27 protein-coding genes and 1 tRNA gene are annotated in these 25038 nt (G+C 66.2%); 11 read left to right on the forward strand and 17 right to left on the reverse strand.

Annotation, left to right across the window (positions count from 1 at the left end):
* Positions 1-36: 36 nt before the first annotated feature.
* From VO57_002270 to VO57_002290, 5 genes are all read right to left on the reverse strand, one after another.
* A complete protein-coding gene (locus tag VO57_002270; protein ID XBL70182.1) occupies positions 37-369 on the reverse strand; it encodes a GIY-YIG nuclease family protein in 333 nt (110 codons plus the stop codon).
* A 113-nt stretch (positions 370-482) separates the two neighbouring features.
* Positions 483-842, reverse strand: coding sequence for a 50S ribosomal protein L20 (rplT, locus tag VO57_002275; protein ID XBL70183.1), 360 nt, complete (start codon positions 840-842; stop codon positions 483-485).
* 53 nt (positions 843-895) lie between these two features.
* The gene (gene rpmI / locus VO57_002280) at positions 896-1099 is read right to left on the reverse strand and encodes a 50S ribosomal protein L35 (GenBank protein ID XBL70184.1); all 204 of its coding nucleotides are present in this window, start codon (positions 1097-1099) and stop codon (positions 896-898) included.
* Between the two features lie 119 nt (positions 1100-1218).
* Positions 1219-1953 carry an SDR family oxidoreductase gene (locus VO57_002285; protein ID XBL70185.1) on the reverse strand — a complete coding sequence of 245 codons (735 nt, stop codon included), beginning with the start codon at positions 1951-1953 and terminating at the stop codon, positions 1219-1221.
* A gap of 2 nt (positions 1954-1955) precedes the next feature.
* Positions 1956-2714 carry an SDR family oxidoreductase gene (locus VO57_002290; protein ID XBL70186.1) on the reverse strand — a complete coding sequence of 253 codons (759 nt, stop codon included), beginning with the start codon at positions 2712-2714 and terminating at the stop codon, positions 1956-1958.
* 77 nt (positions 2715-2791) lie between these two features.
* Between VO57_002290 and VO57_002295 the strand changes: the two genes are divergently transcribed.
* Positions 2792-3805, forward strand: coding sequence for an SRPBCC family protein (locus VO57_002295; GenBank protein ID XBL70187.1), 1014 nt, complete (start codon positions 2792-2794; stop codon positions 3803-3805).
* A gap of 21 nt (positions 3806-3826) precedes the next feature.
* Here the strand turns inward: VO57_002295 and VO57_002300 are convergent, their stop codons facing one another.
* The 4 genes from VO57_002300 to glpX all read right to left on the reverse strand — a co-directional run bounded on the left by VO57_002300 (position 3827) and on the right by glpX (position 7785).
* On the reverse strand, positions 3827-4270 hold the full coding sequence (locus VO57_002300; GenBank protein XBL70188.1) for a gamma-glutamylcyclotransferase family protein: 444 nt from the start codon (positions 4268-4270) through the stop codon (positions 3827-3829).
* Complete coding sequence (locus VO57_002305) at positions 4270-5073, reverse strand: inositol monophosphatase family protein (GenBank protein XBL70189.1); 804 nt, start codon at positions 5071-5073, stop codon at positions 4270-4272. Before VO57_002305 ends, VO57_002300 begins: the two co-directional genes overlap by 1 nt.
* A gap of 28 nt (positions 5074-5101) precedes the next feature.
* Positions 5102-6037, reverse strand: coding sequence for a ribose-phosphate pyrophosphokinase (locus VO57_002310; protein XBL70190.1), 936 nt, complete (start codon positions 6035-6037; stop codon positions 5102-5104).
* A 770-nt stretch (positions 6038-6807) separates the two neighbouring features.
* A complete protein-coding gene (gene glpX, locus VO57_002315) occupies positions 6808-7785 on the reverse strand; it encodes a class II fructose-bisphosphatase (GenBank protein XBL70191.1) in 978 nt (325 codons plus the stop codon).
* A gap of 63 nt (positions 7786-7848) precedes the next feature.
* Between glpX and VO57_002320 the strand changes: the two genes are divergently transcribed.
* On the forward strand, positions 7849-8400 hold the full coding sequence (locus VO57_002320) for a hypothetical protein (protein XBL70192.1): 552 nt from the start codon (positions 7849-7851) through the stop codon (positions 8398-8400).
* Between the two features lie 6 nt (positions 8401-8406).
* Here VO57_002320 and VO57_002325 read toward each other — a convergent pair whose 3' ends face one another.
* Both VO57_002325 and VO57_002330 read right to left on the reverse strand, forming a co-directional pair.
* Positions 8407-9723, reverse strand: coding sequence for a homoserine dehydrogenase (locus tag VO57_002325; protein ID XBL70193.1), 1317 nt, complete (start codon positions 9721-9723; stop codon positions 8407-8409).
* A 63-nt stretch (positions 9724-9786) separates the two neighbouring features.
* Complete coding sequence (locus VO57_002330) at positions 9787-10668, reverse strand: hypothetical protein (GenBank protein XBL70194.1); 882 nt, start codon at positions 10666-10668, stop codon at positions 9787-9789.
* Positions 10669-10992: 324 nt separating this feature from the next.
* On the opposite strand from VO57_002330, the gene VO57_002335 reads away from it, so the two are divergent.
* The 5 genes from VO57_002335 (at position 10993) to VO57_002355 (ending at position 14143) form a co-directional block, all read left to right on the forward strand.
* On the forward strand, positions 10993-11646 hold the full coding sequence (locus VO57_002335) for an energy transducer TonB (GenBank protein XBL70195.1): 654 nt from the start codon (positions 10993-10995) through the stop codon (positions 11644-11646).
* 84 nt (positions 11647-11730) lie between these two features.
* Positions 11731-12477 carry a MotA/TolQ/ExbB proton channel family protein gene (locus tag VO57_002340; GenBank protein XBL70196.1) on the forward strand — a complete coding sequence of 249 codons (747 nt, stop codon included), beginning with the start codon at positions 11731-11733 and terminating at the stop codon, positions 12475-12477.
* A gap of 81 nt (positions 12478-12558) precedes the next feature.
* Positions 12559-13089, forward strand: a complete 531-nt coding sequence (locus VO57_002345) for a biopolymer transporter ExbD (protein XBL70197.1) — start codon at positions 12559-12561, stop codon at positions 13087-13089.
* A 34-nt stretch (positions 13090-13123) separates the two neighbouring features.
* Positions 13124-13555: a biopolymer transporter ExbD gene (locus tag VO57_002350; protein XBL70198.1), complete on the forward strand. Its 432-nt coding sequence runs from the start codon at positions 13124-13126 to the stop codon at positions 13553-13555.
* A 156-nt stretch (positions 13556-13711) separates the two neighbouring features.
* A complete protein-coding gene (locus VO57_002355; GenBank protein ID XBL70199.1) occupies positions 13712-14143 on the forward strand; it encodes a biopolymer transporter ExbD in 432 nt (143 codons plus the stop codon).
* Positions 14144-14158: 15 nt separating this feature from the next.
* Here VO57_002355 and VO57_002360 read toward each other — a convergent pair whose 3' ends face one another.
* The 5 genes from VO57_002360 to VO57_002380 are packed head-to-tail and all read right to left on the reverse strand — an operon-like array spanning position 14159 to position 20186.
* Positions 14159-16597: a ligase-associated DNA damage response DEXH box helicase gene (locus tag VO57_002360; protein XBL70200.1), complete on the reverse strand. Its 2439-nt coding sequence runs from the start codon at positions 16595-16597 to the stop codon at positions 14159-14161.
* 41 nt (positions 16598-16638) lie between these two features.
* On the reverse strand, positions 16639-17631 hold the full coding sequence (locus VO57_002365; protein ID XBL70201.1) for a DUF2059 domain-containing protein: 993 nt from the start codon (positions 17629-17631) through the stop codon (positions 16639-16641).
* A 49-nt stretch (positions 17632-17680) separates the two neighbouring features.
* Positions 17681-19084: a phosphomannomutase/phosphoglucomutase gene (locus VO57_002370; GenBank protein XBL70202.1), complete on the reverse strand. Its 1404-nt coding sequence runs from the start codon at positions 19082-19084 to the stop codon at positions 17681-17683.
* On the reverse strand, positions 19081-19377 hold the full coding sequence (locus VO57_002375; protein XBL70203.1) for a J domain-containing protein: 297 nt from the start codon (positions 19375-19377) through the stop codon (positions 19081-19083). The genes VO57_002370 and VO57_002375 overlap by 4 nt, the downstream gene beginning before the upstream one ends.
* Positions 19374-20186: a division plane positioning ATPase MipZ gene (locus tag VO57_002380; GenBank protein XBL70204.1), complete on the reverse strand. Its 813-nt coding sequence runs from the start codon at positions 20184-20186 to the stop codon at positions 19374-19376. The genes VO57_002375 and VO57_002380 overlap by 4 nt, the downstream gene beginning before the upstream one ends.
* A gap of 84 nt (positions 20187-20270) precedes the next feature.
* Between VO57_002380 and panC the strand changes: the two genes are divergently transcribed.
* Positions 20271-21134: a pantoate--beta-alanine ligase gene (panC, locus tag VO57_002385; protein ID XBL70205.1), complete on the forward strand. Its 864-nt coding sequence runs from the start codon at positions 20271-20273 to the stop codon at positions 21132-21134.
* Positions 21135-21264: 130 nt separating this feature from the next.
* Here panC and VO57_002390 read toward each other — a convergent pair.
* Positions 21265-21338: transfer RNA gene (locus VO57_002390), tRNA-Gly, on the reverse strand.
* Positions 21339-21450: 112 nt separating this feature from the next.
* Here VO57_002390 and cysD point away from each other — a divergent pair.
* The 3 genes from cysD to VO57_002405 are packed head-to-tail and all read left to right on the forward strand — an operon-like array spanning position 21451 to position 25024.
* Positions 21451-22353 carry a sulfate adenylyltransferase subunit CysD gene (cysD, locus tag VO57_002395; GenBank protein XBL70206.1) on the forward strand — a complete coding sequence of 301 codons (903 nt, stop codon included), beginning with the start codon at positions 21451-21453 and terminating at the stop codon, positions 22351-22353.
* Complete coding sequence (gene cysN / locus VO57_002400; protein ID XBL70207.1) at positions 22353-24281, forward strand: sulfate adenylyltransferase subunit CysN; 1929 nt, start codon at positions 22353-22355, stop codon at positions 24279-24281. The genes cysD and cysN overlap by 1 nt, the downstream gene beginning before the upstream one ends.
* Complete coding sequence (locus tag VO57_002405) at positions 24278-25024, forward strand: 3'(2'),5'-bisphosphate nucleotidase CysQ (GenBank protein XBL70208.1); 747 nt, start codon at positions 24278-24280, stop codon at positions 25022-25024. Before cysN ends, VO57_002405 begins: the two co-directional genes overlap by 4 nt.
* Positions 25025-25038: the final 14 nt, after the last annotated feature.

The raw sequence follows: 25038 nt of genomic DNA on the forward strand, positions 1-25038 counted from the left end.
GTCATTCCTGCGCAGGCAGGAACCCATCTCCATCGTTCAAGGCCGGTGTGACGGGATCGGTGGCAACATCGCGAAGCCCAGATCGACCGCCAGATCGCGCCAGTCGGCATTCTGCTCGCGAATGAGATTTATCTTCCATTCGCGCTTCCATTTCTTGATCCTTTTCTCGCGCAGGATCGCTGCGTCCATCGTGGCGTGCTGTTCGAACCAGACGAGACGCGTCACGCCGTAGTCTTTCGTGAACCCTTCAATCAACCCGTCGCGATGCTCGGCGATGCGTTTCCTGAGGTCCGACGTCACGCCGACATAGAGCGTGCCGTTGCGGCGCGAGGCGAGAAGATAGACCGTCGGCTGAAAGTCCCGCGTCATCCGCCACTCCCGGAGCTGGGTCCCTGCCTTCGCAGGGATGACGTGGGCGGACAAGAAAAAGGGCGCCGAAGCAATGCCTGGCGCCCTCGTTCATTCAAGCAGATTGGCTCGGGTTACGCCGGAAGCGCGTCCTTGGCCTGCTTGATGATCGCCTTGAAGGCCGCTTCCTCGTTCATGGCGAGGTCGGCCATTACCTTGCGGTCGAGCTCGATGCCGGCCAGCTTGGTGCCGTGCATGAACTGCGAATAGGTCAGGCCTTCGGCGCGCACGGCCGCGTTGATGCGCTGGATCCACAGCGCGCGGAAGTTGCGTTTCTTAACCTTGCGGTCGCGATAGGCGTACTGGCCGGCCTTTTCGACCGCCTGGCGCGCGACACGAATCGTGTTCTTGCGACGACCGCGATAGCCCTTGGCCTGGTCTAGGAGCCGCTTGTGCTTCTGGCGCGTGGTAACGCCGCGTTTGATGCGAGGCATGGTATTATCCTTTCAGAATTTGTTGTGATGCGAGGGGATTGCCCCTCAAGCACTCACTTCAGGCCGTAAGGGGCCCACTTTTTCACGTGGTCGACATCTGCGCTGGAGAGCACATCGGTCCCGCGGTTCTGACGGATATACTTCGCATTGTGGCTCATCAGGCGGTGGCGCTTGCCAGCGACACCATGCTTGACCTTGCCGGTCGCGGTGAACTTGAAGCGCTTCTTCACACCGCTCTTGGTCTTCATCTTGGGCATTTTCATCTCCTTGACAGAGACACGTCCGAACCAGCCCTGGCAGCCCTTACAGCCAGACCGGCGGTGAATTACGTGTCGGTGAAGGCGGGCGATCTAGCGATTCTCGCCAAAAACGCAAGTCAGAAGTGGGCGAGGTAGCCGCCGTCGACTGCGAGCACCTGTCCGGTGATGTAAGCCGCATCCGCCGAGGCGAGGAAGGCGACCGCGCCTGCGATTTCTTCCGGACGACCCCAGCGGCCCAGTGATGTCCGGCGTTTGAGATGCGCCGCGACCTCCTCGTCCGCGACCATCTGTGCATTGGTCTCGGTCGCGAAATAGCCCGGCGCGACGGCGTTGACCGTTATCCCGTGCGGGCCGAGTTCCGCCGCAAGCGCCCGGGTCAGCGCGTCGAGCCCGCCCTTGCTCGCCGTATAGGCCACGTCGCCGCGCGCGATCTGGCCCGCGATCGAGCTGACATTGACGATCCGGCCCCAGCCGCGCTCGATCATGCCCGGCGCGATCCTGCGGGCGAGGTCGTAAGGAGCGGCGAGGTTGGTCTCCAGCATGGCCGAGAAGGCATCGCGCGGCAGATCGGCCAACGCGCGGCGGTCGCGCATCCCGGCATTGTTGACGAGGATGTCGATCGCGCCCGCCTCGCGCAGCGCAGCCTCGCAGGCGCGCGAATCGTCGAGGTCGAACACCAGCGGCTGCGTCCCGCCGCCAACCGCGCGCAACGCCGCTACGTCGCGGCCCGAGACAAGCACGCGCGCCCCGTTTTCCGCCAGCCGCAGGGCGATCGCCTTGCCCAGCCCGCGCGCCGCACCGGTGACCAGCGCCGTGCGCCCGCTCAGATCGAGATGTCCCCCCGTCGTCATGGCTAGTGCTCGTAGATCATCTTCACCGTCATGCCACCATCGACGTTGATCGCCTGCCCGGTGACGAAGCCTGCGCCGATCAGCCAGTCGACCGTCTGCGCGATGTCCTCCGGGTTGCCGACGCGGCCCACGGGGTGCTGCGCCTTGTCCTGCTCGCGATGTTCGACCTGTTCTCGATTGGCCTGCTTCTGCCAGTTGCGCGTCTCGATCCAGCCGGGGCGGATCGCGTTGACGCGGATCTTCGGGCCGAGCGAGACCGCCATCGCATGCGTCAGCGCATCGAGCCCGCCCTTGGCGGCGGCGTAGCCGTAGGAATTGGGCTCGCTCATCACCGCGCGGGTGGAGGAGATGTTGACGATCGTCCCGCCGTCGCCGCGCCGCAGGAAGGGCAGGAGCGAGCGGCTGCACAGGAAGGCGGCGGTCAGGCTGGCGTCGATCCAGCTCTGGAAGTCGGCCAGCGACAGGTCTTCGAGCGGCCCGGCATAGGGGTTGGCGATACCCGCGTTGTTGACGAGGCAGGTCAGCGGCGTGCCGTCGAGCCATTCGGCCAGCCGGTCCGCCGTGTCGATCACATGCGCTTCCTTGCCAGCATCGCCTTCGACCAGCAGCAGATCGCCGTCGAGCCCCTCGCGCAGTTCGCCCAGCGCCTCCCCGTCCGGGTCCAGCCCGGCGACGCGCCAGCCCTTGTTGGCGTAGTGGATGGCCAGCGCACGGCCGATGCCGTTGCCGATGCCAGTGATGAAGATGCTGTTTTTGCTCATGGTCTGCCAACGCAGCGACGGCACGCATGTGCCCGCTGCGCTTGCCTTCGCCCGGGCGAAGACTAGAAAATCGGCGCATGGCAGAAACCGAAAGCACCGAGGATCCCCAGGCGACATACCCCTGGGCCGGGTCGGGGCGTCGGTGGGCGGGCGCGCTGCTGGTGGCGCTCGCATACGGGCTGGCGTGCTATTTCCTTGTCGATCTCGTGCGGCCCGACAGCGGCTACTTCTACGTCAGCTTCGCGATCCTCCAGCCCGCGGTGCTGTGCGCTTTCGTCGCCTTTGTCGGCGATCCGAAGTTCCGCCGCGAAGGGCGTTATTACAAGCTGGTGCCCCTATTCCTCCTGCTTGGCATGGTGGTAATCTCGCTCGCGGTGCTGCGCGAAGGGACCGTGTGCGTCATCATGCTCGCCCCGATCTGGTACGTAAGCGGCCTGACCGGCACGATGCTGCTGGAGTGGCTGCGAAAGCGCGCGGGCGATGGCGGGGGCAAGCCACGCGTATACGCGCCCGGCATCCTCGCCCTGCCTCTTGTGATCCTGCCGATCGAGGCCAGCCTGCCCGTTCCCGAAGCGCATCAGCGGGTCGAGCGTAGCGTGATCATCGATGCGCCCGCACAGGCGATCTGGCCGCTGATGCAGGGCATAGGCGACATCCAACCGGATGAAGGCAAGACCAATTTCTCGCAGGACGTTGTCGGCCTGCCACGCCCGCTCGAAGCGCGGCTCGAAGGCCGGGGCGTGGGCGCACGGCGCGAGGGGTATTGGGAGAACGGCGTACACTTCGCCGAAGTCGTCGACCGGTGGAGGCCCGAACGCGAAATCGGCTGGGCCTTCGATTTCTCCGACAGCGGCGGGTGGGAATTCACCGATGTCCACCTGCACCCGGCGAGCGAACACATGCAGATCGTGCGGGGCGGATACCGGCTCGACCCGCTGGCCGATGGCCGCCAGCGGCTGACGCTGCACACAGACTATGTGGCGCGCACGCACCTCAACCCCTATGCCATGCTGTGGGGAGAGCTGTTTCTGGGCGACATCTCGGCCAATCTGCTGACCACGATCAGGGACCGGGCAGAGGGGCGCGATTGATCCGGTGCCAGCGCGGCTGAGTCAGGTAGTCGCGGAGCTGCGCTCGCCAATCGCGCTGCGCCCGGTCTCGCGCAGCCATGCGCCGAAATGGCCGCCGGGGATCGGCTCGGCATCCCCGGGCAGCTCGCGCACGTAGCAATAGGCGAAGGCGCTGGTCGCGGCCCCGTCGCCAAGCATCACGGCCAGTTCGCGCCGGGCATATTCGGCATCGGGCCCGTCATGCGCATCCTCGAAATCGTCCATCGCGGGCCAGTCGACGCCGCTGGCATCGTGGAGCATCCCGTGGACGGTGCCGCCATCGGCATCGGGCAGGAGGATCGGATACCACCCGCCATCAGGCCCGCGCAGCCCGTAGAGCGTGCCGCGCACCGTGGCGGGCCGCCCTTCGTCGAGCGGGCCGATCAGCTCCGCCGCGCGGCCCTTCGCCAGTTCGCGATTGAGCACGCCGTAGGCGAACAGCCGCATCAGTGGTCTTCGTGCGAGTGCCCGGCCAGCGCCTCCAGCACATCCTCCAGCCGGGCGGGGTCGCCCAGCGCGATCACCGATCCGTCGCTTTGCGCGTCCAGCGGATTGCCCTGCCAGTCGCTCATCGTGCCGCCCGCACCCTCGACCACCGGGACCAGCGCGGCATAGTCGAACAGCTTGAGGCCCGATTCGCACACGATGTCGATCTGCCCGCCCGCGAGCAGGCCGTAATTATAGCAGTCGCCGCCATAGACGATCATGCCCTGCCGCTTGTTGCCGCCGACCGCATGGGCGAGCCGCATGTAGCCATCGGCACCCTCGGCATCGAAATAGTGCGGGCTGCTGGTGGCGAGGATTGCCGCATCGAGGCTCTTGCAAGAGCGCGTGCGGATTTCCTTGCCGTTGAGCGTGGTCGGCATGCCGATTCGCCCGACCCAGCGCTCGCCCGTAATCGGCTGGTCGATCAGGCCCAGCACCGGCCAGCCATCCTGCATCAGCGCGATCAGCGTGCCGAAGATGGGCCGCCCGGCGATGAAGCTGATCGTGCCGTCGATCGGATCGAGCACCCATTGGCGGCCAGATCGGCCCTCATGCTCGGGATATTCCTCGCCCACGATCCCGTCCTGCGCGTATTCGGACATCAGGATCGCGCGCATCGCGTCCTCCGCCTCGCGGTCGGCGATGGTCACGGGCGAGGTGTCGCCTTTGAACTCGGGCGAGACTTCGCGGAAATGCGGGCGAATCGCCTCGCGCGCAGCATCGGCCAGCCGGTGGGCGACCGCCAGTTCGTCGTCGAGTTTCATCGCGCGGCTCTCCTTTATGGTGCCCGCCCTAGTCGAACAGGCTGGAAACCGAGCTTTCATCCGCAATCCGCCGCACCGCTTCGCCGATCAGCGGGGCGATGGTGAGATAGCGGATGCGCTTGGCGTCCTTGGCGGCCTCGGCCGCGGGGATCGTGTCGGTCACCACCAGTTCGGTCAGCTGCGAGGCATCGACCCGCGCCACCGCCGCGCCCGAAAGCACGCCGTGGGTGATATAGGCCGCGACCGAGGATGCCCCCTGTTCGAGCAGCGCGTCGGCCGCGTTGCACAGCGTCCCACCCGAATCGACGATATCGTCGATCAGCACGCAGTGGCGGCCCTGCACGTCGCCGATGATGTTCATCACTTCCGATTCGCCGGGCCGGTCGCGCCGCTTGTCGACGATCGCCAGCGGCGCATTGTCGAGCCGCTTGGCCAGCGCGCGCGCGCGGACCACGCCGCCCACGTCGGGGCTGACGACCATCAGGTCGCGGTCGCCGTAACGCGCCTGAATGTCGGCAGCCATCACGGGCGCTGCAAACAGGTTGTCGGTCGGGATGTCGAAGAAGCCCTGGATCTGGCCTGCGTGCAGGTCCACCGCCAGCACGCGGTCGGCCCCGGCCTGGGTGATCAGGTTGGCGACCAGCTTGGCACTGATCGGCGTGCGCGGGCCGGGTTTGCGATCCTGCCGGGCATAGCCGAAATAGGGGACCACTGCGGTGATCCGGCGGGCCGATGCGCGCTTGAGCGCATCGATGCAGATCAGCAGCTCCATCAGGTTGTCGTTCGCCGGGAAGCTGGTCGACTGGAGCACGAACACGTCTTCGCCGCGCACGTTCTCGTGAATTTCGACGAACACTTCCTCGTCGGCGAATCGGCGCACGCTGGCGTCGGTCAGCGGAATTTCGAGGTAGCCTGCGATCGCACGGGCGAGGGGCAGGTTCGAATTGCCGGCCATCAGTTTCATAAGGGAGGCGGTCCTTGTTGGAGGCGGGGCGGGGTCGGTTGCGCGGCTAAACCGCCGGTCACACGAATGCAATGTGTGGTTCGCGTGTGCGCCCCGGCTCGCGCGCTCAAAACGCTTTCCTACTGCTGCCCGTTCGTGGCTTAAAATGTGCGATGGCGAAGCCCAGTGCCCACCGATTGCGCCGCCGCCCCGGCTGGTTCAGCCCCGTGCCGCTGCGCACACGGCGCGACGGGTGGAGCGTGACGCGCCAGTGCGCCTTTCTCGTGCAGCTCTACCTCACCGGATCGGTCGCGGCAGCGGCGCGTCATGTCGGGATGAGCCGTGCGAGCGCCTATCGCCTGCGGGCACGGCCAGAGGCGCGATCCTTCGCCGATGCTTGGGACCGCGTGCTGACGCCGCCCGGGTCGGGGCGCGTGGAGGGGGTGCGCGAGGATTTCCGGAAGGTGACGGATACGCAGCTGTTCGCGCGGGTGAACCGCGGGCTGGTCAGGCCGGTGGTCTATCGCGGGGCCATGGTCAGCATCGCGCGCAAACCGGACGTTCCCGCGCTTTTGAGGCTGACGCGCAGGGTCGGCTCACCAGATCGCGATCGCCTGTCTGCGGGCCCGGGCAAAGGCGGAGCAAGTTTGCCATCCGGGCCCGGTAAATGTGTCACGCCAACGTCTCCCCGCAGACTACCGGATGCGGTGTTCGCCGCGGATCCAGCGCGAGTCCCTGTTCGGGGTGCGAAGGCCGTTGCGCTTACGCAAACGCCAGCGCCTCCCCGCGGACTACCGGATGCGGTGTTCGCCACGGATCCAGCGCACGGTGCCGCTCGACGCGCGCATCACCACGCTTTCGGTGGTCATGCGCCCACCCTTGCGGCGCTTCACGCCTTCGAGCAGCGATCCCGAGGTCACGCCGGTCGCGGCGAAGATGCAGTCGCCCTTGGCGAGGTCTTCCAGCTTGTAGATCCGGTCGAGATCCTCGATCCCCCACTTCGCGGCGCGGGCCTTCTCGTCCTCGTTGCGGAACACGAGGCGGCCGTTGAACTGGCCGCCGACGCAGCGCAGCGCGGCAGCGGCCAGCACGCCCTCGGGCGCGCCGCCCTGGCCCATGTACATGTCGATCGTGGTGTCCTCGTCGGTCACCGCGATCACCCCGGCGACATCGCCGTCGCCGATCAGCACCACGCCGCAGCCAAGCCCGCGCAGCTCCGCGATCAGGTCCGCATGGCGCGGGCGGTCGAGCACGCAGACGATGATCTCTTCGGGCTTCACGCCCTTGGCTTCGGCCACCGCGCGGACATTGTCGCTCGGGCTCTTGGCGAGGTCGATGATGCCTTCGGGATAGCCGGGGCCGACCGCCAGCTTGTCCATATAGGTGTCGGGCGCGTTGAGCAGGTTGCCCTTCTCCGCCGCCGCGAGCACGGCGAGCGCGTTGGGACCGGCCTTGGCGGTGATGGTGGTGCCTTCCAGCGGGTCGAGCGCGATATCGATCTTGGGCCCGGTGCCCGGCGCGCCGCCGACCTTCTCGCCGATATAGAGCATGGGGGCCTCGTCCCGCTCGCCCTCGCCGATCACCACGGTGCCGTCGATCTCGAGCTTGTCGAACGCCTTGCGCATCGCTTCGACAGCGGCGGCATCGGCGGCTTTCTCGTCCCCGCGACCGACCAGCTTGGATGCGGCGATCGCCGCTTTTTCGGTGACTCGTACCAGTTCGAGCACCAGCACCCGGTCGAGTTCGCTGGACGTGCCTGAAGTGTTCATCGGTGATTCAGCCCTTCTGGTATCGTTTGTCTTCTTCAAAGCGCCTAGTCGGGGAGCGGGCCTGTGTCGATACGAAGCGCTTTTGTCATCACGATTTGCGGCGGTGCCGCGCTGGCGGGGACACCCGCTGCGGCGCAGGATCGCGAGGATGTGGTCGGTCCGGTGCTGGAAGAGGCGCGGCGTGCCTACGCCGCGCCGGAGCCGGAGCGCGAACTGCCCGCCGACTGTCCCGAATCGGCCGACAACGAAATCGTGGTCTGCGCGCCCGTGGAACAGAACCCGGACCAGTACCGGGTGCAATCGCGGCTGGAGCGCGGCGACGAGAGTCATCTGGAGTGGACCGGGCAGGCGCCGGACGTCTCGGGCCCCGGCATCTTCAAGGGCCCGGCGACCGTCAGCGGCTGTATCAAGGGCATCAACTGCCCGCCGCCCCCGGCGTACATCATCGACTTCTCCGAGCTGCCCGAGGCACCGCCGGGGTCCGACGCGGACCGGATTGCGCGCGGTCTTGCTCCGCATGGCTCGGCCTATGATGGCGGCACCCCTGCCGACGGCCAGCCTTCCGATGAGCAGGCACAGGCGCAGGAGGCACCGCCGCCCTCGCCCGAAGGCTGAGGCGGATCAGTCCTGCAGGATCGGCATCGAGAGCGGCGGCTCGACGATGCTCTGCGATCCCTGCAACCGGGCCAGCGCATCGCGGATGTTGCGGGCAGGTGCGCGGTGGGTGGTGAGCGCGACCATGATCCCGCCGGCTTCGGGGTCGATCCCCTCGCCTTCCTGGATCAGGCTCTGGATGCTGACCCGCGCATCGCGCATCGCGGCGGCCAGCTCGGCGAGCACGCCGGGGCGGTCCGCAACGACGAAGCGCAGGTAATAGCGTGCCTCCCGCGCCCCCGAATCGGCCCGCTCGGCCACCGCCAGCTGCCCCGCCGGGACGGCGAGCGGCGCGCGCGCCTGGCCTCTGGCGAGCGCGACTACGTCGGCCACGATCCCGCTGGCGGTCGCCGCACTGCCCGCGCCCGCGCCCTGGATCAGTATCGGCCCCGACTGGTCGCCCAGCGTCAGCACCGCGTTGGTCGGCCCGTCGATTCCGGCAAGCAGGTGATCGGCAGGCAGCAGGCACGGGCGAACCCGCTGCAGCAGCGCCGGTGCCTCGCCCGGGCGATCGACCATGTCCGCCATCGCAACCAGGCGGATCTTGTAGCCCAGCCGTTCGGCCTGGGCGATGTCGGCGGCGCGCACGTCGCGGATGCCGTTCACCTCGACGCCCGCGAAATCGGGCCGCAGGCCGAAGCCGAGTGCGGCGAGAATGGCGAGCTTGTGCGCCGCATCGCCGCCATCGACGTCGAGCGCGGGATCGGCCTCCGCGTAACCAAGCCGCTGTGCCTCGGCGAGCGTCTCGCCAAAGTCCTCGCCCGAGCGCTCCATTGCGGAGAGGATGTAGTTGCTGGTGCCGTTGAGAATGCCTTCGATCCGGTCGATCCGGTTGGCGCAGAGCCCGTCGCGCATGGTCTGGAGGATCGGCGTGCCCGCGCACACCGCAGCTTCGAACAGCAGCGCCGCGCCGGAGGTTTCCGCCGCCTGCGCCAGCTCGAACCCGTGGGTGGCGATCATCGCCTTGTTCGCGGTCACCACGCTGCGCCCGGCAGACAGGCTGGCGCGGGCGAGATCGAGCGCGGGGCCGTCGGTGCCGCCCATCACCTCGATCACCGCGTCCAGCCCCTCGACCTGCGCCAGATCGGCCGGATCGTCGCACCAATGGTATCCGGAAAGGTCGATCCCCCGGTCCCGGCCACGCGTCCGCGCGCTAACCGCGACCACCTCGATCGGGCGCCCGGCGCGCGCGGAAAGGAGATCGGCGTTGTCGTCCAGCAGGCGCAGCACCCCCGTACCGACCGTGCCGAGGCCTGCAAGGCCCAGTTTGAATGCATCGCTCATGAGCGCGAGGGCTTAATGCCGCGGCGCACAATGGCAACCACCCGCGGCACCTGCCTGACCGATTCAGTAGCGGATGGTCGGCACCTCGCGCAGCCGCGGGCATGGGCCCAGCTGGGCGATCACGTAGCGATAGTCATCACTCGCCCGCGCACGGTCGGCGGGTTCGCGCGCCAGGTTGGCCTCGCTCGGCAGGGTCCGCGGCATCGCGCAGGCAAGGCGATAAGCGGCCAGCGATCCGCGCGGCGGGATCCGCACCGCCTGGTCGACGATCTCGGAGAAGGACACGCCCCACACCGGCTCCATGCCCGGGCGACGCACCACGCTGATTGCGGCGGGGGCATCGTCGACCGTCTCGAGGAAGATCTGCGTTTCCGATTCGCCCGCCAGCGTTCCCGCGACCGAAAGCGCATCGCGCACCCCGGTGATTCGCGAGGGCGCATCGGGGGCGACCAGCTGTTCCAGAATGAGACGCGCGCGGCGTTCCAGATCCGCGTCCCAGCGCAGCTGCGCGTCCGGTGCGACCAACTGCAGCTCGCCCGGGCGGCCCGCAACGGGGCGCGCGAACAGGAGTACTTCGGCATTGCGCAGGCTGGGCTTGCGGCCCCGCGCGTCGAGCGGGAGATCGACCAGATAGCGCACCCTCTGGCCAACCGGGGTGGCGCCCGCCAGCAGGCTCTGCGTTTCGGCCTCGATGTAAAATCGGGTATGGCCCGGTTGCAGACCCGGCGCGCGCTCGGGCTTAAGTTCGCTTTGCCGACGGACCTTTGCGCGCAGCACGAGGTCTGCGTAATCGGCCAAGTCGATCAGATCGGCATCGGTCGCCTGCTGCGGCACGGCTGCCGTCTGCCCGGTAGCGTCCTGCGCGTGCGCGGAAACTGCGATGCTTACCGGCCCGATCGCGAGTGCGGCGAGGGCAGTGACAATGATCGGCCTCAGGAACTTCAATGCGCTCTCCGGTATTGAGATTGGACGGACAAGCCGCCTTCCCTATTAGTAAATTTTCACGATGCAGACACATTGGCTAGTGAATTCCAACTGAACCGACAAAGGGTTTGCAGTGGGTTTGCATCCTGTCTAAGACCCGACCCGTCTGGGTGGACGGTACGGAAATTACCCGGACACGGCCCCACTGGCTCGTGACATTGCGCCTTCCGCCTGCCGGGAGACGCAATCGAATTGGCTAACGGGTCGTAAACTATCGCCGTCCGGTGCAGCCGCCGGACATGATCGCCGGGCCGCGCCCGGTGCTTGATGGAGTGATGCGACTGCATGGCTTATTCAGATCAACAGATGAGCGGCAACAAGATTGTCGCGATCATCATAGTCGGTCTTATTCATGTCGCCATCGGCTACGTCCTCATTACCGGCCTGGCCTATTCAGCCGTCAAGAAGGTCGTGGAACGGGTGACGACAGTCGATATCGAAGAACCGCCGCCCCCTGAACCCGAGGAAGAACCGCCGCCCCCCGAGCCGCAGCCGGATACTGCTCCGCCGCCGCCCGTGGCACCGCCGCCGCCGATTTCGGTTGCGACGAATCCGCCGCAGGTGCGCACGCAGCAGACGATTCCGCCGCCCGCTCCGCCGGCGCTGCGGATTCCCCCGGCCGCACCGGTTGCGCCTCCCGCGCCGCCGCCGCCGCCTCCCCCGCCTCCGCCGCCGGCCAATCCGCCGCGGCCGTCGAACGGGAACTGGATCACCGATTCAGACTACCGGTCGAGCTGGATCAGCCGCGACTACTCGGGCACCGTGTCGTTCACGCTGTCAATCGGCAGTAATGGCCGGGTTTCGGGCTGCTCGATCACCGGCGGGAGCGCGCCGGGCGAGCTCAAGGACGCGACCTGCCGCCTGATCGAGCGTCGCGCTCGGTTCCGGGGTGATGCCGGGTCGTTCTCCGGAACGGTTCGCTGGGAAATTCCCAACTGATTTGAACGGCGCGCCCCCTGCTGCAGGGCAGACCGGGGGCGCGTCGAGGTTACTGGTTAAGACATTTTTTTTGGAGACTTCGCGATGTTCATCAATCTTATGGCGGCTGCCGGTGACGCAGGTCCGCAGACTGAATTCGGCTTCATGGAAGCTATGGAACAGGGCGGCCCGATCGCCTGGACCATTCTCGCCGTGCTCGTGATCATGTCGGTCGGTTCGTTCTACATCCTGATCACCAAGCTGCTCGAGCAGAACAAGGTGCTGGGTCAGTACAAGAAGGTCCGCAGCCAGTTCTGGCGTGCGAACAGCCTCGAAGAAGGCGCCGGCAAGCTCGACAAGAACAGCGCATGGCGCCAGATGGTCGACGACACCGTCGCGGCCCAGGCTTCGCACGGCAAGATGACCGACAGCATGGAAGCACATGACTGGATGCACGGTTCGCTGGCCCGTTCGCAGGATGCGATCATGTCGCGCCTCAACGGCGGCCTCGCCTTCCTCGCCACGGTCGGTGCGACCGCGCCGTTCGTCGGTCTGCTCGGTACCGTGATCGGGATCTATCGCGCGCTGATCAACATCGGTCTCGCCGGTTCGGCCTCGATCGACAAGGTTGCCGGCCCGGTCGGTGAAGCGCTGATCATGACCGCGATCGGTCTGCTCGTCGCCGTGCCTGCGGTGTTCGCCTACAACTGGCTGATGTCCCGCAACAAGCGCATCGCCGAGCTGCTGACCGGTTTCTCGACCGACCTGCTGGCCTACGTCAACTCGAACGGCTCGGTTCGCCCGATGACTGCCGCTTCGACGCAGCAGGCTGCCAAGACCGTCAAGAAGTAAGTCGACAGGGGCCGCCCATCGCTGGTGGCGCGGCCCCCTTCGCTCACTTCTCTGGTCATATAACGGAATAGGACGCAAACCATGGCGATTTCCACGGGAGGCGACGGCAATACGCCGATGGCAGACATCAACACCACTCCGCTGGTGGACGTGATGCTGGTGCTTCTCATCATCTTCCTGATTGCGGTTCCTGTCGCGATCCAGACGATCGAGAAGCTCCAGATTCCGGTCTTCGAATCGGAAGAATCGAAGGACAAGGTCGAGAACCTGCAGCTCACCGTGAGCACCACCGATGCCAACGGCAACGCGGCCGGTGATCCGGGGTACAGCGGTGCGGTTCGTGACGGCGAATGCCGGGTCTACTTCGGCAACACCACGCCGGTGAGCTCGGAAGAGCTGTACGACCAGGCGTTCGAGCGGCTCGACAGCATCGTGCAACGTGCAGGTGGCCCGGAAGCCATCAAGGCAGAGCCCGACCTGATCCCGCAGGTGCACATTCGCGGCGACGTGAACGCACCCTGGCGGTGTGTCGCCGGCACGATCTACAACGTGCAGGCAGCAGGCTATCCGACCGTCGGGTTCATCTCGAACCCGGTCGATCCGAACGCCTGATCCGCCGCAGACAAAGATTTAGGAGACCACACCCATGGCTATGTCAGGCGGTTCCGATGATGGCGCCCCGATGATGGACATGAACATGACGCCGTTGATCGACGTCCTGCTCGTGCTCCTCATCATGTTCATCATCACCATCCCGGTGGCGACCCACGCGGTCAACATCGACCTTCCGCAGCCCAACCCCAACGATGCGCAGCAGGAGATCGACCCGGTCAAGAACAAGATCGTGTTGACCCAGAACGGCGAGATCCTGTGGAACGGCGAGGCCATCAATCAGGGCCAGCTGGTCCGCAATCTCCAGCTGACCCGCGATATCGAGCCCGAGCCCGAACTGCAGTTCGAGCCCGAGCCCCTCGCCAGCTACGACCTCTCGGCCAAGACGCTGAACATCATCAAGGCCTCGGGCGTGACGAAGTTCGGCTTCGTCGGCAACGAACAGTACCGCACCTTCGGCAAGTAGGTCCGGTTACATATTTGGCAGCATTGCAATGCAGCCAGTCGATCAGGGGGCGGAGCGATCCGCCCCCTTTTTCGTCCGTACTGGCCAAGCACGATTGATTGTTATACTATCTCTCTTGCGAGCTACAAAAGTGGCCGCCCCATGGGAGACAAGATGATGGCCAGTGCTGCAATCGACCGAGCCGTGAAAGCCCCCGCCCCGGTGGGCGAGATCAACATGACCCCGCTGATCGACGTCCTGCTGGTGCTGTTGATCATGTTCATCATCACCATCCCGATCGCGACCAACGCGGTGGATATCGAGGTCGGCGTTGGCGAGGGCAGCCCGATCGACCCGGTCATCAACAAGGTGGTGGTGACCGAGGGCGGCGCAGTCCTGTGGAATGGCGAGGCCGTCTCCCAGCGCGAGCTGGCGACCAACCTCACGCTGGCCAGCCGCGTGGCGCCCGAGCCCGAATTGCAGTTCGAGCCCGAAGCCAATGCGAGCTACGACCTTTCTGCCCGCACGCTCGCGCTCATAGAGGCCTCGCCGGTGACGAAGTTCGGCTTCGTGGGCAACGAGAAGTATCGCAAGTTCGCGACCGACTAGCCCCTCCGGCGCGCCCTAATCGGCGGGCCGCATCGCCTCGCCCGCAAGGCTTTCGGCCTCAAGCAGCAGTTCGTCGTCGACCGAGCCCTGCGGCAGGCTCTCGCGCCCGATCATCACCATCACCGGGACCGCAAGCGGGCTCACGCGGTCCAGCTTCACATGCACCAGATCGCCCTGCGCGCGGTCGAGCAGGTCGCCCAACCGCCCGACATCGGTCAACCGTGTGCGTGCGTCGGCCCAGGCGGCCTCGAGCAGCACATGCTCGGGCTCGTACTTGCGCAGCACGTCGTAGATCAGGTCGGTCGAGAAGGTGACCTGCTTGCCTGTCTTGCGCTTGCCCGGATGCTGCCGCTCGACCAGTCCGCCGATCACCGCCACCTCGCGGAAGGAGCGGCGCAGCAAATGCGAGTCCTGCACCCAGTCGACGAATTCGTGCGCCAGAATATCTGGCGATAGCAGCGGCGCTGGATCCTCTACGGGCTTGAGCCCCCACACCGCCAGCGAATAGTCGTTTGCAACGAAGCCGCCGGGCATCAGCCCGCGATCCTCCATCCGCTTGGTAATCAGCATCCCCAGAGACTGGTTCGCGTTCCACCCGGTGAAGGTGTAGTAGACCGTGTATTCGCGGCCACCGCGCGGGAAGCTTTCGACCAGCAGATTGTCCGGCCCCGGCAGCTCGCTGCGCCAGTCCTGCATCTCCAGCCACTCGCGCACATCGTCGGGAAAGCGCGCCCAGCTCGTCCGGTCGACCAGCATCGCCCTCACCCGGTCGGCCAGATGTGTGGTCAGCGGCATGCGCGCGCCGCCATAGCTCGGGATCATCGCCGACTTGCTCGACGCACGCACGATGATCTCCATGTCGCGCAGCTGCTCGACCTCCAGCGAAGTGCCGGCGAAGGCGAAGGTATCCCCCGGTGATAGCTGTGCGGCGAAATTCTCCTCCACCCGGCCCAGCGAACGGCCATTCCTGAAGCGCACCTCCAGCATCTGCGCATCCATGATGATGCCCGCATTCAGCCGATGGCGCGCGGCATGCTGCGGGTGGGTCAGCCGCCACTGGCCCGACCGGTCGCGCACGATCCGCTGGAACCGGTCATAGGCCTTGAGCGCGTACCCGCCGGTGGCGACGAAGTTCAGCACCCGCGCGAACACCTCCTCGTCGATCCAGGCATAGGGCAGGCAGCTGCGCACCTGTGCGAGCAGCTCAGCCTCCTCGAAAGGCGCCGCGCAAACGCAGGCCATCACGTGCTGGGCGAGCACATCGAGCCCGCCGGGCCGGAAATCCTCGCCATCGCGCTGCCCTTCGTCGACCGCATCCTTGGCCGCCTGCGCTTCGAGAAATTCGAACCGGTTGCCCGGGACCAGCAGCGCACGACTGGGCTGGTCGAGCCGGTGATTTGCGCGCCCCACGCGCTGCAACAGACGGCTGGAGCCCTTTGGCGCGCCCATCTGGACCACGCAGTCGATATCGCCCCAGTCCACCCCCAGATCGAGGCTGGCGGTGGCGACCAGCGCGCGCAGCTCGCCCGCCGCCATCGCCCCCTCCACCTTCTCGCGCGCCTCGCGGCTGAGCGAGCCGTGGTGAATGCCGATCGGCAGCTTGTCCTCGTTCACATCCCACAGGTGCTGGAAGATATATTCGGCGAGGAAACGCGTGTTGGTGAAGACCAGCGTGGTGCGGTTCTGCCGCAGCACCTCGTAGAGCTGCGGGATTGCCCAGGTCGCCGCATGGCCGCCCCATGGCACGCGGTTCTCGTCGGGCAGCAGGATTTCAACCTCGGGCGGAACGCCCGCCTCACCCTGCACCACGGCGACCCGGTCGATTTCGCCATGGGGAGCCAGCCAGGCTCGAAAGCCCTCTTCGTTGGCGACCGTGGCGGAGAGCGCAGCGCGCTGCATCTGCGGCGCGATGGCCTGCAACCGTTCAAGACACAGCGCCAGCAGATCGCCGCGCTTGCCGGTGGCGAAGGCGTGGATCTCGTCGATGACGATCCGCTGGCATCCGGCGAAGATGTCGAAGCTCTCGGGGTAGGAGAGCAGCAGGGAGAGGCTCTCCGGCGTGGTGAGCAGCACATTGGGCGGCTTGTCGCGCTGGCGGCGCTTGCGATCGGACGAGGTATCGCCGCTGCGCGTCTCGACGCTGATCGGCAGGCCCATCTGCTCCACCGGAGCGATCAGGTTGCGCTGCACATCCTGCGCCAGCGCCTTGAGCGGCGAGACATAGATCGTGTGCAATCCCTCCGGCGGCTTCGCATCGCCCAGCCGCGAGGGGATGAATGCGGCAAGCGTCGGCAGGAAGCCCGCCAGCGTCTTGCCCGCGCCCGTATCGGCCACCAGCAGCGCGTGATCGCCCCGATCGCTCGCCTCCAGCATCGCGCGCTGGTGATCACGGATGCGCCAGCCGCGCCCCGCAAACCAGGCTTCGATTTCAGGGGGAACGTCAGTGCCCGTCATGCCGCAACAATGCACGCGCAGCGGGAAAGAGCCGAGCTTCGTTACGCTCCGACTTCCTCCATCGCTTCCTCGAAGGCATCGGACGTCTCTTCGGTTTCGACATCGGGAATGGCCTGATCGTCATCACTCCACGCGTCATCTGCCGGTGCCCCGCCTTCGGCGGCTGCTTCCTCGGCCTCAGCCATGCGCGCACGGAGCGTCGGCTGGTCGACGCCGAGCAGCTCGGCCGCGCGGCGCTGTTCCGAAGGGGTGAGGTCGTCATACCGGCGCGGCGCGGGCAAATCGCCTGCAGCATCGCCTTTACCGCCGAAGAACGCGGGCATTTCCTGCATCAGCGCGGGCATCGCCTGCCCGACGCTGGCCATGATCTGTGGGTCGGTAAACATGATCAGGCTCTCGCCCGCATACTTCGCGCCAGCGGGAGTGGCGAAAAACGCATTGATCGCTTCCAGCTCGTCGGTGGAGAACCGCGTTGCCAGTGCCCGCGACAGACCTTCGCGCAGCCCCGGTTCCAGACTGCCGAAAACCCGCTCCATCATATCCGTCATCGCGGCCATCTCGGCCTCCATGCGTTCCTGATAAACGGGGTCGAAAATCGTGGTGAGCTCGCGCCGTTGCTCTTCAGTCAGCGCGTCGACCTCTTCGCCGTAGAGCCCCGTATAGTCGGCAAGATCAAGGCTGCTCATCGCATCGCCCTGCTCCAGAATCATGCCGAAGAGACCGCCAACGGTGCCGTCCATCATTTCGCGCATCATGCGCCCGTAAATGCCTTCCGGCACGAGCGCATTCGCAGCCGCGCCCGCTTCAGGCAGTCTGGCCTCCTGCTCCGCGGTCAAAGGCTCCGCACTGAAGATCGCGCCCATCAACTCGGCCAGGGCGACACCGGCGCTCTGGCCGGCCTCGTCCGGATCGGCTTGCTGAAGTTCGGCCTGGGTGTCTTCAGTCGCCTCTTCTGTCGCGCTCTCGTCCTGCGCCATCGCGGGCTGAGCCAAGGCTAGCGCGCCCATTGCGGCGACCAATGCGATATTCTTCATCGTGCTTCCTCACAGACTCCGGGAAACTTTCGCAAACCCTGCGTCCCGATCAATGCTCCGCCTGCGGCCCGCGTTCGAGGCCCGACAGCGCCAGTTGCTCGTCGATCTGCTGCATCAGTCGCGCAAGGCCCGCCTCGCTGTCGCTTTCGGCGCGCGCGACCAGCACGTCCTGCGTGTTCGAGGCACGCAGCAGCCACCAGCCGTCATCGGTGGTGACGCGGACACCGTCGGTCGCATTGACCTGAGCGGGTGAGTCGGCCAGCCGGTCGCGTACCTCCTCGACCGCAGCAAACTTGCGGGACTCATCGACCTGGAAACGCATTTCCGGCGTGTTGACCATGTCGGGCATCGCCCCGCGCAATTCGGTGACGGAATGTCCCAGCCGAGCCGATGCCGCGATCAGCCGGACCCCGGCGTAAAGCGCATCGTCGTAGCCGTAGTAGGTATCGGCGAAGAACACGTGCCCGCTCATCTCTCCAGCCAGCGGCGCGCCAGTTTCCTTCATTTTGGACTTAATCAGCGAATGCCCGGTCTTCCACATCACCGGCTTGCCACCATGCGCCTCGACATGGTCGAACAGCGCGCGGCTGGCCTTCACATCGGCGATAATCGTGGCCCCGGCCCGCCTTTGCAGCAGATCCTGCGCGTAGATCATCAGCAGCTGGTCGCCCCAGATCACGCGGCCCTCGCCGTCGATCGCCCCGATCCGGTCGCCGTCCCCGTCGAAGGCAATTCCGAAGTCGAGCTGCTTGTCCGCGACCAGCGCGCGAAGGTCCGCCAGATTCGCCTCGACCGTCGGATCGGGATGATGATTGGGGAAGGTGCCATCGACCTCTGCGTAAAGCACATGATGCTCACCCGGCAGCCGCGCGACGAGCTTTTCGAGCGCGGGCCCGGCCGAGCCATTGCCTGCGTCCCAGCCGATCCTGATATCCGCGAGCGAGGCGGGGTCGATCCCGTCCAGCCCCTCCAGCAACCGCTCGACATAGGCGTCGATCAGCGGGCGATCGATGACCGAGCCAGTGCCATCCTCCCACTCACCAGCGGCGGCCACTTCGCCGAGCTGCTGGATGTCCGCCCCGAAAAACGGGCGGCCCTGAAACACCATCTTGAAGCCGTTGTAATTGGGGGGATTATGGCTGCCGGTTATCTGGATGCCGCCATCCACATCATCGGCTGAAGCCTCTGCATAATAGAGCATCGGCGTGGGGCCGAGGCCGACCCGCACGACATCGCACCCGCTCGCGGTCAGTCCCTCGACCAGCGCATGTTCCAGCATTGGCGAGCTTTGCCGCCCGTCATAGCCGACCGCCACGCGCGATCCGCCGCTGCGCCTGAGCATCGAGCCGAAGCTGCGCCCGATCGCGCGGGCATCATCCGCCTCCAGCGTTTCGCCGATCACGCCGCGAATATCATATTCGCGCAGGATGGTCGGGTCGAAGGTGTGGCTCATTTCGCTCTCTCCCTTGGGGGAAGTTGGTCGATCAGTATGTCGCGCGCGGCGTTTGCCTCATGCACCTGGGCCGCGCTGCCACCCCGGTCCGGGTGGACCTGGCGTACCAGCCGCTTGTGCGCCTCGATGATCTGCGCGTGGCTGGCATCCGCAGACACATCCAGCAGCTTGCGCGCACGAAACACCGCCTGCGAACGGGTCGGGGCCGGCTTGAGGAAATCCCACGGCCATCGCCCGAACGCCCAGCGGCAAACGACGCTGAGCAGTGCGGCGATGATCAGGAACCGTATCATGCAGCTTCCAACGCCCGATCGGCCCCTTCTGGCACCGGCAGATTAAGATTCTGCACCAGTTGCCGCAGTTCCTGCCGCGCAACCAGGTGGCTGGTCCCCAGATCGCCCAGATGCCCCTTGTCGAGCAGGGTCAGGCCGGAGGGGAACAGCTCGCGATAGATCACGCGTTCGGACAGGCCGGAGGAGACGCGAAAGCCGACCCGCTTGCTCAGCTCGGTCAGCGCGCGTTCGATGCGCACCATGTTGCGCGCCTCGGTGTGGCCGGTGCGGTTTCGCACCACCACCCAGTCCATCTGCGGGCGGTTCTGCTCGATCGTGGTTTTGCTGCGCGCCAGCCGCGCCTCCCAGATCGCCTCGGCATAGAAACTCAGGCGGCGGACCTTGAAACTTTCAGCATCGACCTGGCCGATCAGGTCGAAATCGACGAAACTGTCGTTGAGCGGAGTGACCAGCGTATCGGCTTCCTTGGCCGCATGCTGCGCCAGCGGATCGTCGCGACCGGGCGTGTCGAACAGCAGGAAATCGGCGTCGGCAGCCAGTTCCTTCGCCTTTTCCTCCAGCGCCTCGGCACTTCCGCCCGCAAACACCTCGCACCGTGCGGTCGGCAGCGCGATGCCGCGACGGCGTGCAGTTTCGTCGCGGTTTTCGAAATAGCGGTCCATCGTGCGCTGACGGTGGTCGAGATCGATCGCGGCCACCCGCGCACCCTGATAGGCCAGCGCGACCGCCACGTGGACTGCGGTGGTCGATTTGCCGGTCCCGCCCTTTTCGTTGGCGAAGACGATGCGATGGGGGCGATGGCCAGTCACGTGCGCGGCGATCCTTTGCTGATTGCGGAACAGGGCCAGCCAAGGCTAGGCCGTCGCCAATCATCTATCGGAGGGGTCTGACCCATGCAATCGCTTCACCGGCTGGATCACCTGCGCAGTGCCATCGCGGCCTGGCGCGAGAAGGGCGAGCGCATTGCCTTCGTGCCGACCATGGGCGCGCTGCACGAAGGGCACCTGACTCTGGTGCGCGCGGCCCGCGAAAAGGCGGACCGGGTTGTGGTGTCGATCTTCGTCAATCCGACCCAGTTCGGCCCGAACGAGGATCTGGATGCCTATCCACGCACGCTGGAGGCGGATTCGCGGCTGCTGGAGGGCGAAGGGGTGGACGCGCTGTGGGCACCCAATGCGGAAGAGATGTACCCCGATGGTTTCGCGACCAGCATCTCGGTCGAGGGCGTCAGCGCGGATTTCTGCGGAGCGAGCCGCCCGGGCCACTTCGCCGGGGTCGCCACGGTGGTGTGCAAGCTGTTCAATCAGGTGCGGCCGGATGTGGCGCTGTTCGGGGAGAAGGACTGGCAGCAGCTCGCGGTCATCCGTCGCATGGCGCGCGACCTAGACCTTTCCTTCCCCCACGCCAACGCGATCCTTGGCGTGCCGACCGTGCGCGAGGCGGACGGGCTCGCGCTGTCGAGCCGCAACCGGTATCTCGACGAGACCGCGCGCGCGCAGGCCGCGGTGCTGCCCGCAGCGATGCGGCAGGCGATCGCCCGGATCGAAGCGGGCGCGCCCGTGGGCGCCGCTTTGCGCGATCTGGAGCACAAGCTGATCGAAGGCGGATTTTCGAAGGTCGATTACGCCGCGCTCGCCGATGCGGCCTCGCTCGAAAGGATCGATACGCTGAGCAACCGCCCCGCCCGCCTGCTGGTCGCCGCGCATATCCTCGGCACGCGCCTGATCGACAATATGGCGGTGGATTCGGCCGGATAGGCACGGCCCGATCCGTTGCGCAGCGACGGCAAGGGCGACCGCCCGCCCGCAGCCGCCCCGGAGCCCGCTAGGGCGAACGGAATAGCGGCGAGGATCAGGGAAAAGGACTTCCAGATTTTCAGCGAAAATCTGGAGCGGGTAAGGGGAATCGAACCCCTCTAGCCAGCTTGGAAGGCTGGAGCATTACCACTATGCTATACCCGCCCGCTTCAGGATCATGCCTTTGCCATCGGCGATGGCGGGGCGTCAATCGCTTCTGGCGCTTCAAGCCATTCTATCTTGGCGCTGCGGGGATCACCGGCCATGTGAGGCCGCGATGTCTGCACTTACCCATCTCCAGCGCCTCGAGGCGGAGGCGATCCATATCATGCGCGAGGTCGTGGCGGAAACGCGAGCGCCCGTGATGCTCTACTCCGCAGGGAAAGACAGCGCGGTGATGCTCCATCTCGCGCGCAAGGCGTTCCACCCCTCCGCCCCGCCCTTCCCGCTGCTGCATGTCGATACGACGTGGAAGTTCGGCGAGATGTACGCGGTGCGCGACAAGTCCGCCGCAGACGCCGGGATGGAACTGCTGGTGTGGCAGAACGCCGAGGCGAAGGAGCGCGGGATCAACCCGTTCGACCATGGCGCGCTGCATACCGACATGTGGAAGACGCAAGGGCTCAAGCAGGCACTCGACCACTATGGCTTCGATGCCGCTTTCGGCGGCGCGCGGCGCGACGAGGAGAAGAGCCGCGCCAAGGAGCGCGTGCTGTCCTTCCGCACCGCGACCCACGCGTGGGACCCGAAGAACCAGCGGCCCGAATTGTGGAACCTGTATAATACCCGCAAGGCTCCGGGCGAGAGCATCCGCGCCTTCCCTCTGTCCAACTGGACCGAACTCGACATCTGGCAATACATCATGGCCGAGGGGATCGAGATCGCCTCGCTCTATTTCGCGGCTCCGCGACCCGTGGTGGAGCGCGATGGCATGCTGCTGATGGTCGAGGACGAACGCTTTCCGCTCGCGGACGGCGAGCAGCCAGAGATGCGCTCGGTCCGGTTCCGCACGCTCGGCTGCTATCCGCTGACGGGTGCCGTGGAGAGCGAAGCGGCGACCGTGCGCGACGTCGTGCAGGAAATGCTGCTGACCACCAGCAGCGAACGGCAGGGCCGCGCGATCGACAAGGACGAAGGCGGTGCCGGGATGGAGAAGAAGAAGGCGGAGGGGTACTTCTGATGGCCGACGCCGAAGACCGGACCTACCGCCCCGATGCGCTGATCGCGCGGGATATCGACGCCTATCTGGAACGGCATCGCGACAAGGGGCTGTTGCGCTTCATTACCTGCGGCAGCGTGGATGACGGCAAGTCGACCCTGATCGGGCGGCTGCTGTACGATTCGCGCGCCGTGTTTGAGGATCAGCTCGGCCAGCTCGAAAGCGACAGCGCGCGGGTCGGCACGCAGGGGCAGGACCTCGATTTCGCATTGCTGGTCGACGGGCTTTCCGCCGAGCGCGAGCAGGGCATCACGATCGACGTTGCCTATCGGTTCTTCGCCACCGAAAAGCGCAAGTTCATCGTCGCCGACACGCCGGGGCACGAGCAATATACCCGCAACATGGTGACCGGCGCATCGACAGCCGATGCCGCAGTCCTGCTGGTCGATGCGCGCAAGGGCGTGCTGGTGCAGACCCGGCGGCACGCGTTCCTCGCGCAGTTGCTTGGTATTCGCCACGTCATCCTCGCGGTGAACAAGATGGATCTGGTCGACTACGACCGCGCCACGTTCGAGGCGATCCGCGACGATTTCGCCGCCTTCGCGAAGGATTTCGGGTTCGAGGGTCTGACCGCGATCCCGATCTCGGGCTTCAGGGGCGACAACGTGGTCGAACGCTCGGCCGCGACAGATTGGTACGACGGGCCGAGCCTGGTCGAGGCGCTGGAGGCGGTGCCGCTGGCAGGCGAGGAGGCGCAGGCGCGCCCGTTCCGGATGGCAGTGCAGTGGGTCAACCGTCCCAATCAGGATTTTCGCGGGTTTGCCGGGCTGATCAGCGACGGCAGCGTTCGCCCGGGCGACGCGGTGCGCGTGCTCCCTTCGGGCGCGCAGGCGACGATCAAGGCGATCCACACCTTTGACGGGCCGCTGGAACAGGCAGTGGCCGGGCAGTCGGTCACGCTGACGCTGAACGAGGAAGTCGATTGCAGCCGGGGCGACGTGATCTGCGCTGCGGACGATCCGCCGCAGGTCGCCGACCAGTTCGAGGCGAGCGTGGTGTGGATGGACCAGACCGCGATGAAGCCGGGTCGCGGATACTGGCTCAAGATCGGTACGCGCACCGTCACCGCGACGCTCGCCGCGCCCAAATACGAGATCGACGTCAACAATCCCGCCGGTTCCGGCTCCCGGCTCGCGGCCAAGACGCTGGAGCTGAACGGGATCGGCGTGCTGGAAATGCGCACCGACCGCCCGATCGCGTTCGAGCCCTATGCCGACAGCAAGGCTCTGGGCGGGTTCATCCTGATCGACAAGGAACGCGATGCGACGGTCGCGTGCGGGATGCTCAACTTCGCGCTGCGCCGCGCGCAGAATGTGCACTGGCAGCCGACCGACATCGCCCGCGAGCATCATGCCGCGCTGAAGAACCAGACCCCGCGCGTGTTGTGGTTCACCGGGCTTTCCGGCTCGGGCAAGTCGACCATCGCCAATGCGGTGGAGAAGAAGCTGGCGTTGATGAACCGGCACACCTTCCTGCTCGACGGGGACAATGTGCGCCACGGGCTGAACAAGGATCTCGGCTTTACCGAGGCCGACCGGATCGAGAATATCCGCCGGATCGGCGAGGTTGCCAAGCTGATGGCGGATGCCGGACTGATCGTGCTGACCGCCTTCATCAGCCCCTTCCGCGCCGAGCGGAAGATGGTCCGCGACATGCTGCCCGAAGGCGAGTTCGTGGAGATTTTCGTCGACACGCCGCTGGAAGTGGCGGAGGAACGCGACGTGAAGGGCCTCTACAGGAAGGCGCGGGAGGGCAAGCTGAAGAACTTCACCGGGATCGACAGCCCTTACGAGCCGCCGGAGCAACCGGAGATCAGGGTGAACACCGTCGACATGAGCGTGGACGAAGCTGCCGACCACATCATCGCGCAGATCCTGCCGCTCAAATGAGCTTTGCCGAGGATATAAAGCTGGCGGCAGCGCTGGCCGAGGCGGCCGGGCGCATTGCGCTGGCGGTGCGCGCGAGTGGGCTGGTCGAAGGGCGCGGTCTGGGCGATGCGGGGGACAAGGCGGCCAATGCCTTCCTGATGCCCGCGTTGCGCCAGCATCGGCCCGACGATGGAATCCTCTCAGAGGAGAGCGAGGACAGCGCCGAGCGCCTCTCGCACAAGCGCGTCTGGATCATCGATCCGGTCGACGGCACGCGCGAATTTGCCGAGGGGCGCGACGACTGGGCGGTCCATGTCGGCCTGTCGATCGATGGCGAAGCGCAGGTCGGTGCGGTGGCCCTCCCCGATCTCGGGCTGGTGCTCTCCAGCGATCCGTCAAAGACACGGGCGGCCGAAAAGACCGGCAAGATGGTGGTCAGCCGCAGCCGTGCGCCCGCTCTGGCAGAGGAAGTCGCGCAGAAAGTCGGACTGGAGCTGGCCGGTATGGGCAGCGCAGGCGCCAAGGCAATGGCCGTGGTGCGCGGGGAGGCGGATGCCTACCTCCACAGCGGCGGGCAGTACGAGTGGGACAATTGCGCACCGGTCGCGGTGGCACAGGCGCATGGCCTGCACTGTTCGCGGATCGACGGTTCCGCGCTGCGCTACAATCGCGCGGAGGCGCTTTCGCCCGATTTGCTGATCTGCCGCCCTGAACTAGCCGAGCCTATTCTGAACGCGATCGCCAAGGCCGAAGCCACAGGCTGAGCAGCGCCGCGAGC

The sequence above is a fragment of the Citromicrobium bathyomarinum genome (genome assembly GCA_001306305.2).
GTDB lineage: Bacteria > Pseudomonadota > Alphaproteobacteria > Sphingomonadales > Sphingomonadaceae > Alteriqipengyuania > Alteriqipengyuania bathyomarina.

What these genes read in the sequence shown, in the direction of transcription:
- VO57_002270 (XBL70182.1), bottom strand. Translation starts at nt 369, where the DNA reads ATGACGCGGGACTTTCAGCCGACGGTCTATCTTCTCGCCTCGCGCCGC.
- rplT (XBL70183.1), bottom strand. Translation starts at nt 842, where the DNA reads ATGCCTCGCATCAAACGCGGCGTTACCACGCGCCAGAAGCACAAGCGG.
- rpmI (XBL70184.1), bottom strand. Translation starts at nt 1,099, where the DNA reads ATGCCCAAGATGAAGACCAAGAGCGGTGTGAAGAAGCGCTTCAAGTTC.
- VO57_002285 (XBL70185.1), bottom strand. Translation starts at nt 1,953, where the DNA reads ATGACGACGGGGGGACATCTCGATCTGAGCGGGCGCACGGCGCTGGTC.
- VO57_002290 (XBL70186.1), bottom strand. Translation starts at nt 2,714, where the DNA reads ATGAGCAAAAACAGCATCTTCATCACTGGCATCGGCAACGGCATCGGC.
- VO57_002295 (XBL70187.1), top strand. Translation starts at nt 2,792, where the DNA reads ATGGCAGAAACCGAAAGCACCGAGGATCCCCAGGCGACATACCCCTGG.
- VO57_002300 (XBL70188.1), bottom strand. Translation starts at nt 4,270, where the DNA reads ATGCGGCTGTTCGCCTACGGCGTGCTCAATCGCGAACTGGCGAAGGGC.
- VO57_002305 (XBL70189.1), bottom strand. Translation starts at nt 5,073, where the DNA reads ATGAAACTCGACGACGAACTGGCGGTCGCCCACCGGCTGGCCGATGCT.
- VO57_002310 (XBL70190.1), bottom strand. Translation starts at nt 6,037, where the DNA reads ATGAAACTGATGGCCGGCAATTCGAACCTGCCCCTCGCCCGTGCGATC.
- glpX (XBL70191.1), bottom strand. Translation starts at nt 7,785, where the DNA reads ATGAACACTTCAGGCACGTCCAGCGAACTCGACCGGGTGCTGGTGCTC.
- VO57_002325 (XBL70193.1), bottom strand. Translation starts at nt 9,723, where the DNA reads ATGAGCGATGCATTCAAACTGGGCCTTGCAGGCCTCGGCACGGTCGGT.
- VO57_002335 (XBL70195.1), top strand. Translation starts at nt 10,993, where the DNA reads ATGGCTTATTCAGATCAACAGATGAGCGGCAACAAGATTGTCGCGATC.
- VO57_002340 (XBL70196.1), top strand. Translation starts at nt 11,731, where the DNA reads ATGTTCATCAATCTTATGGCGGCTGCCGGTGACGCAGGTCCGCAGACT.
- VO57_002345 (XBL70197.1), top strand. Translation starts at nt 12,559, where the DNA reads ATGGCGATTTCCACGGGAGGCGACGGCAATACGCCGATGGCAGACATC.
- VO57_002350 (XBL70198.1), top strand. Translation starts at nt 13,124, where the DNA reads ATGGCTATGTCAGGCGGTTCCGATGATGGCGCCCCGATGATGGACATG.
- VO57_002355 (XBL70199.1), top strand. Translation starts at nt 13,712, where the DNA reads ATGGCCAGTGCTGCAATCGACCGAGCCGTGAAAGCCCCCGCCCCGGTG.
- VO57_002360 (XBL70200.1), bottom strand. Translation starts at nt 16,597, where the DNA reads ATGACGGGCACTGACGTTCCCCCTGAAATCGAAGCCTGGTTTGCGGGG.
- VO57_002365 (XBL70201.1), bottom strand. Translation starts at nt 17,631, where the DNA reads ATGAAGAATATCGCATTGGTCGCCGCAATGGGCGCGCTAGCCTTGGCT.
- VO57_002370 (XBL70202.1), bottom strand. Translation starts at nt 19,084, where the DNA reads ATGAGCCACACCTTCGACCCGACCATCCTGCGCGAATATGATATTCGC.
- VO57_002375 (XBL70203.1), bottom strand. Translation starts at nt 19,377, where the DNA reads ATGATACGGTTCCTGATCATCGCCGCACTGCTCAGCGTCGTTTGCCGC.
- panC (XBL70205.1), top strand. Translation starts at nt 20,271, where the DNA reads ATGCAATCGCTTCACCGGCTGGATCACCTGCGCAGTGCCATCGCGGCC.
- cysD (XBL70206.1), top strand. Translation starts at nt 21,451, where the DNA reads ATGTCTGCACTTACCCATCTCCAGCGCCTCGAGGCGGAGGCGATCCAT.
- cysN (XBL70207.1), top strand. Translation starts at nt 22,353, where the DNA reads ATGGCCGACGCCGAAGACCGGACCTACCGCCCCGATGCGCTGATCGCG.
- VO57_002405 (XBL70208.1), top strand. Translation starts at nt 24,278, where the DNA reads ATGAGCTTTGCCGAGGATATAAAGCTGGCGGCAGCGCTGGCCGAGGCG.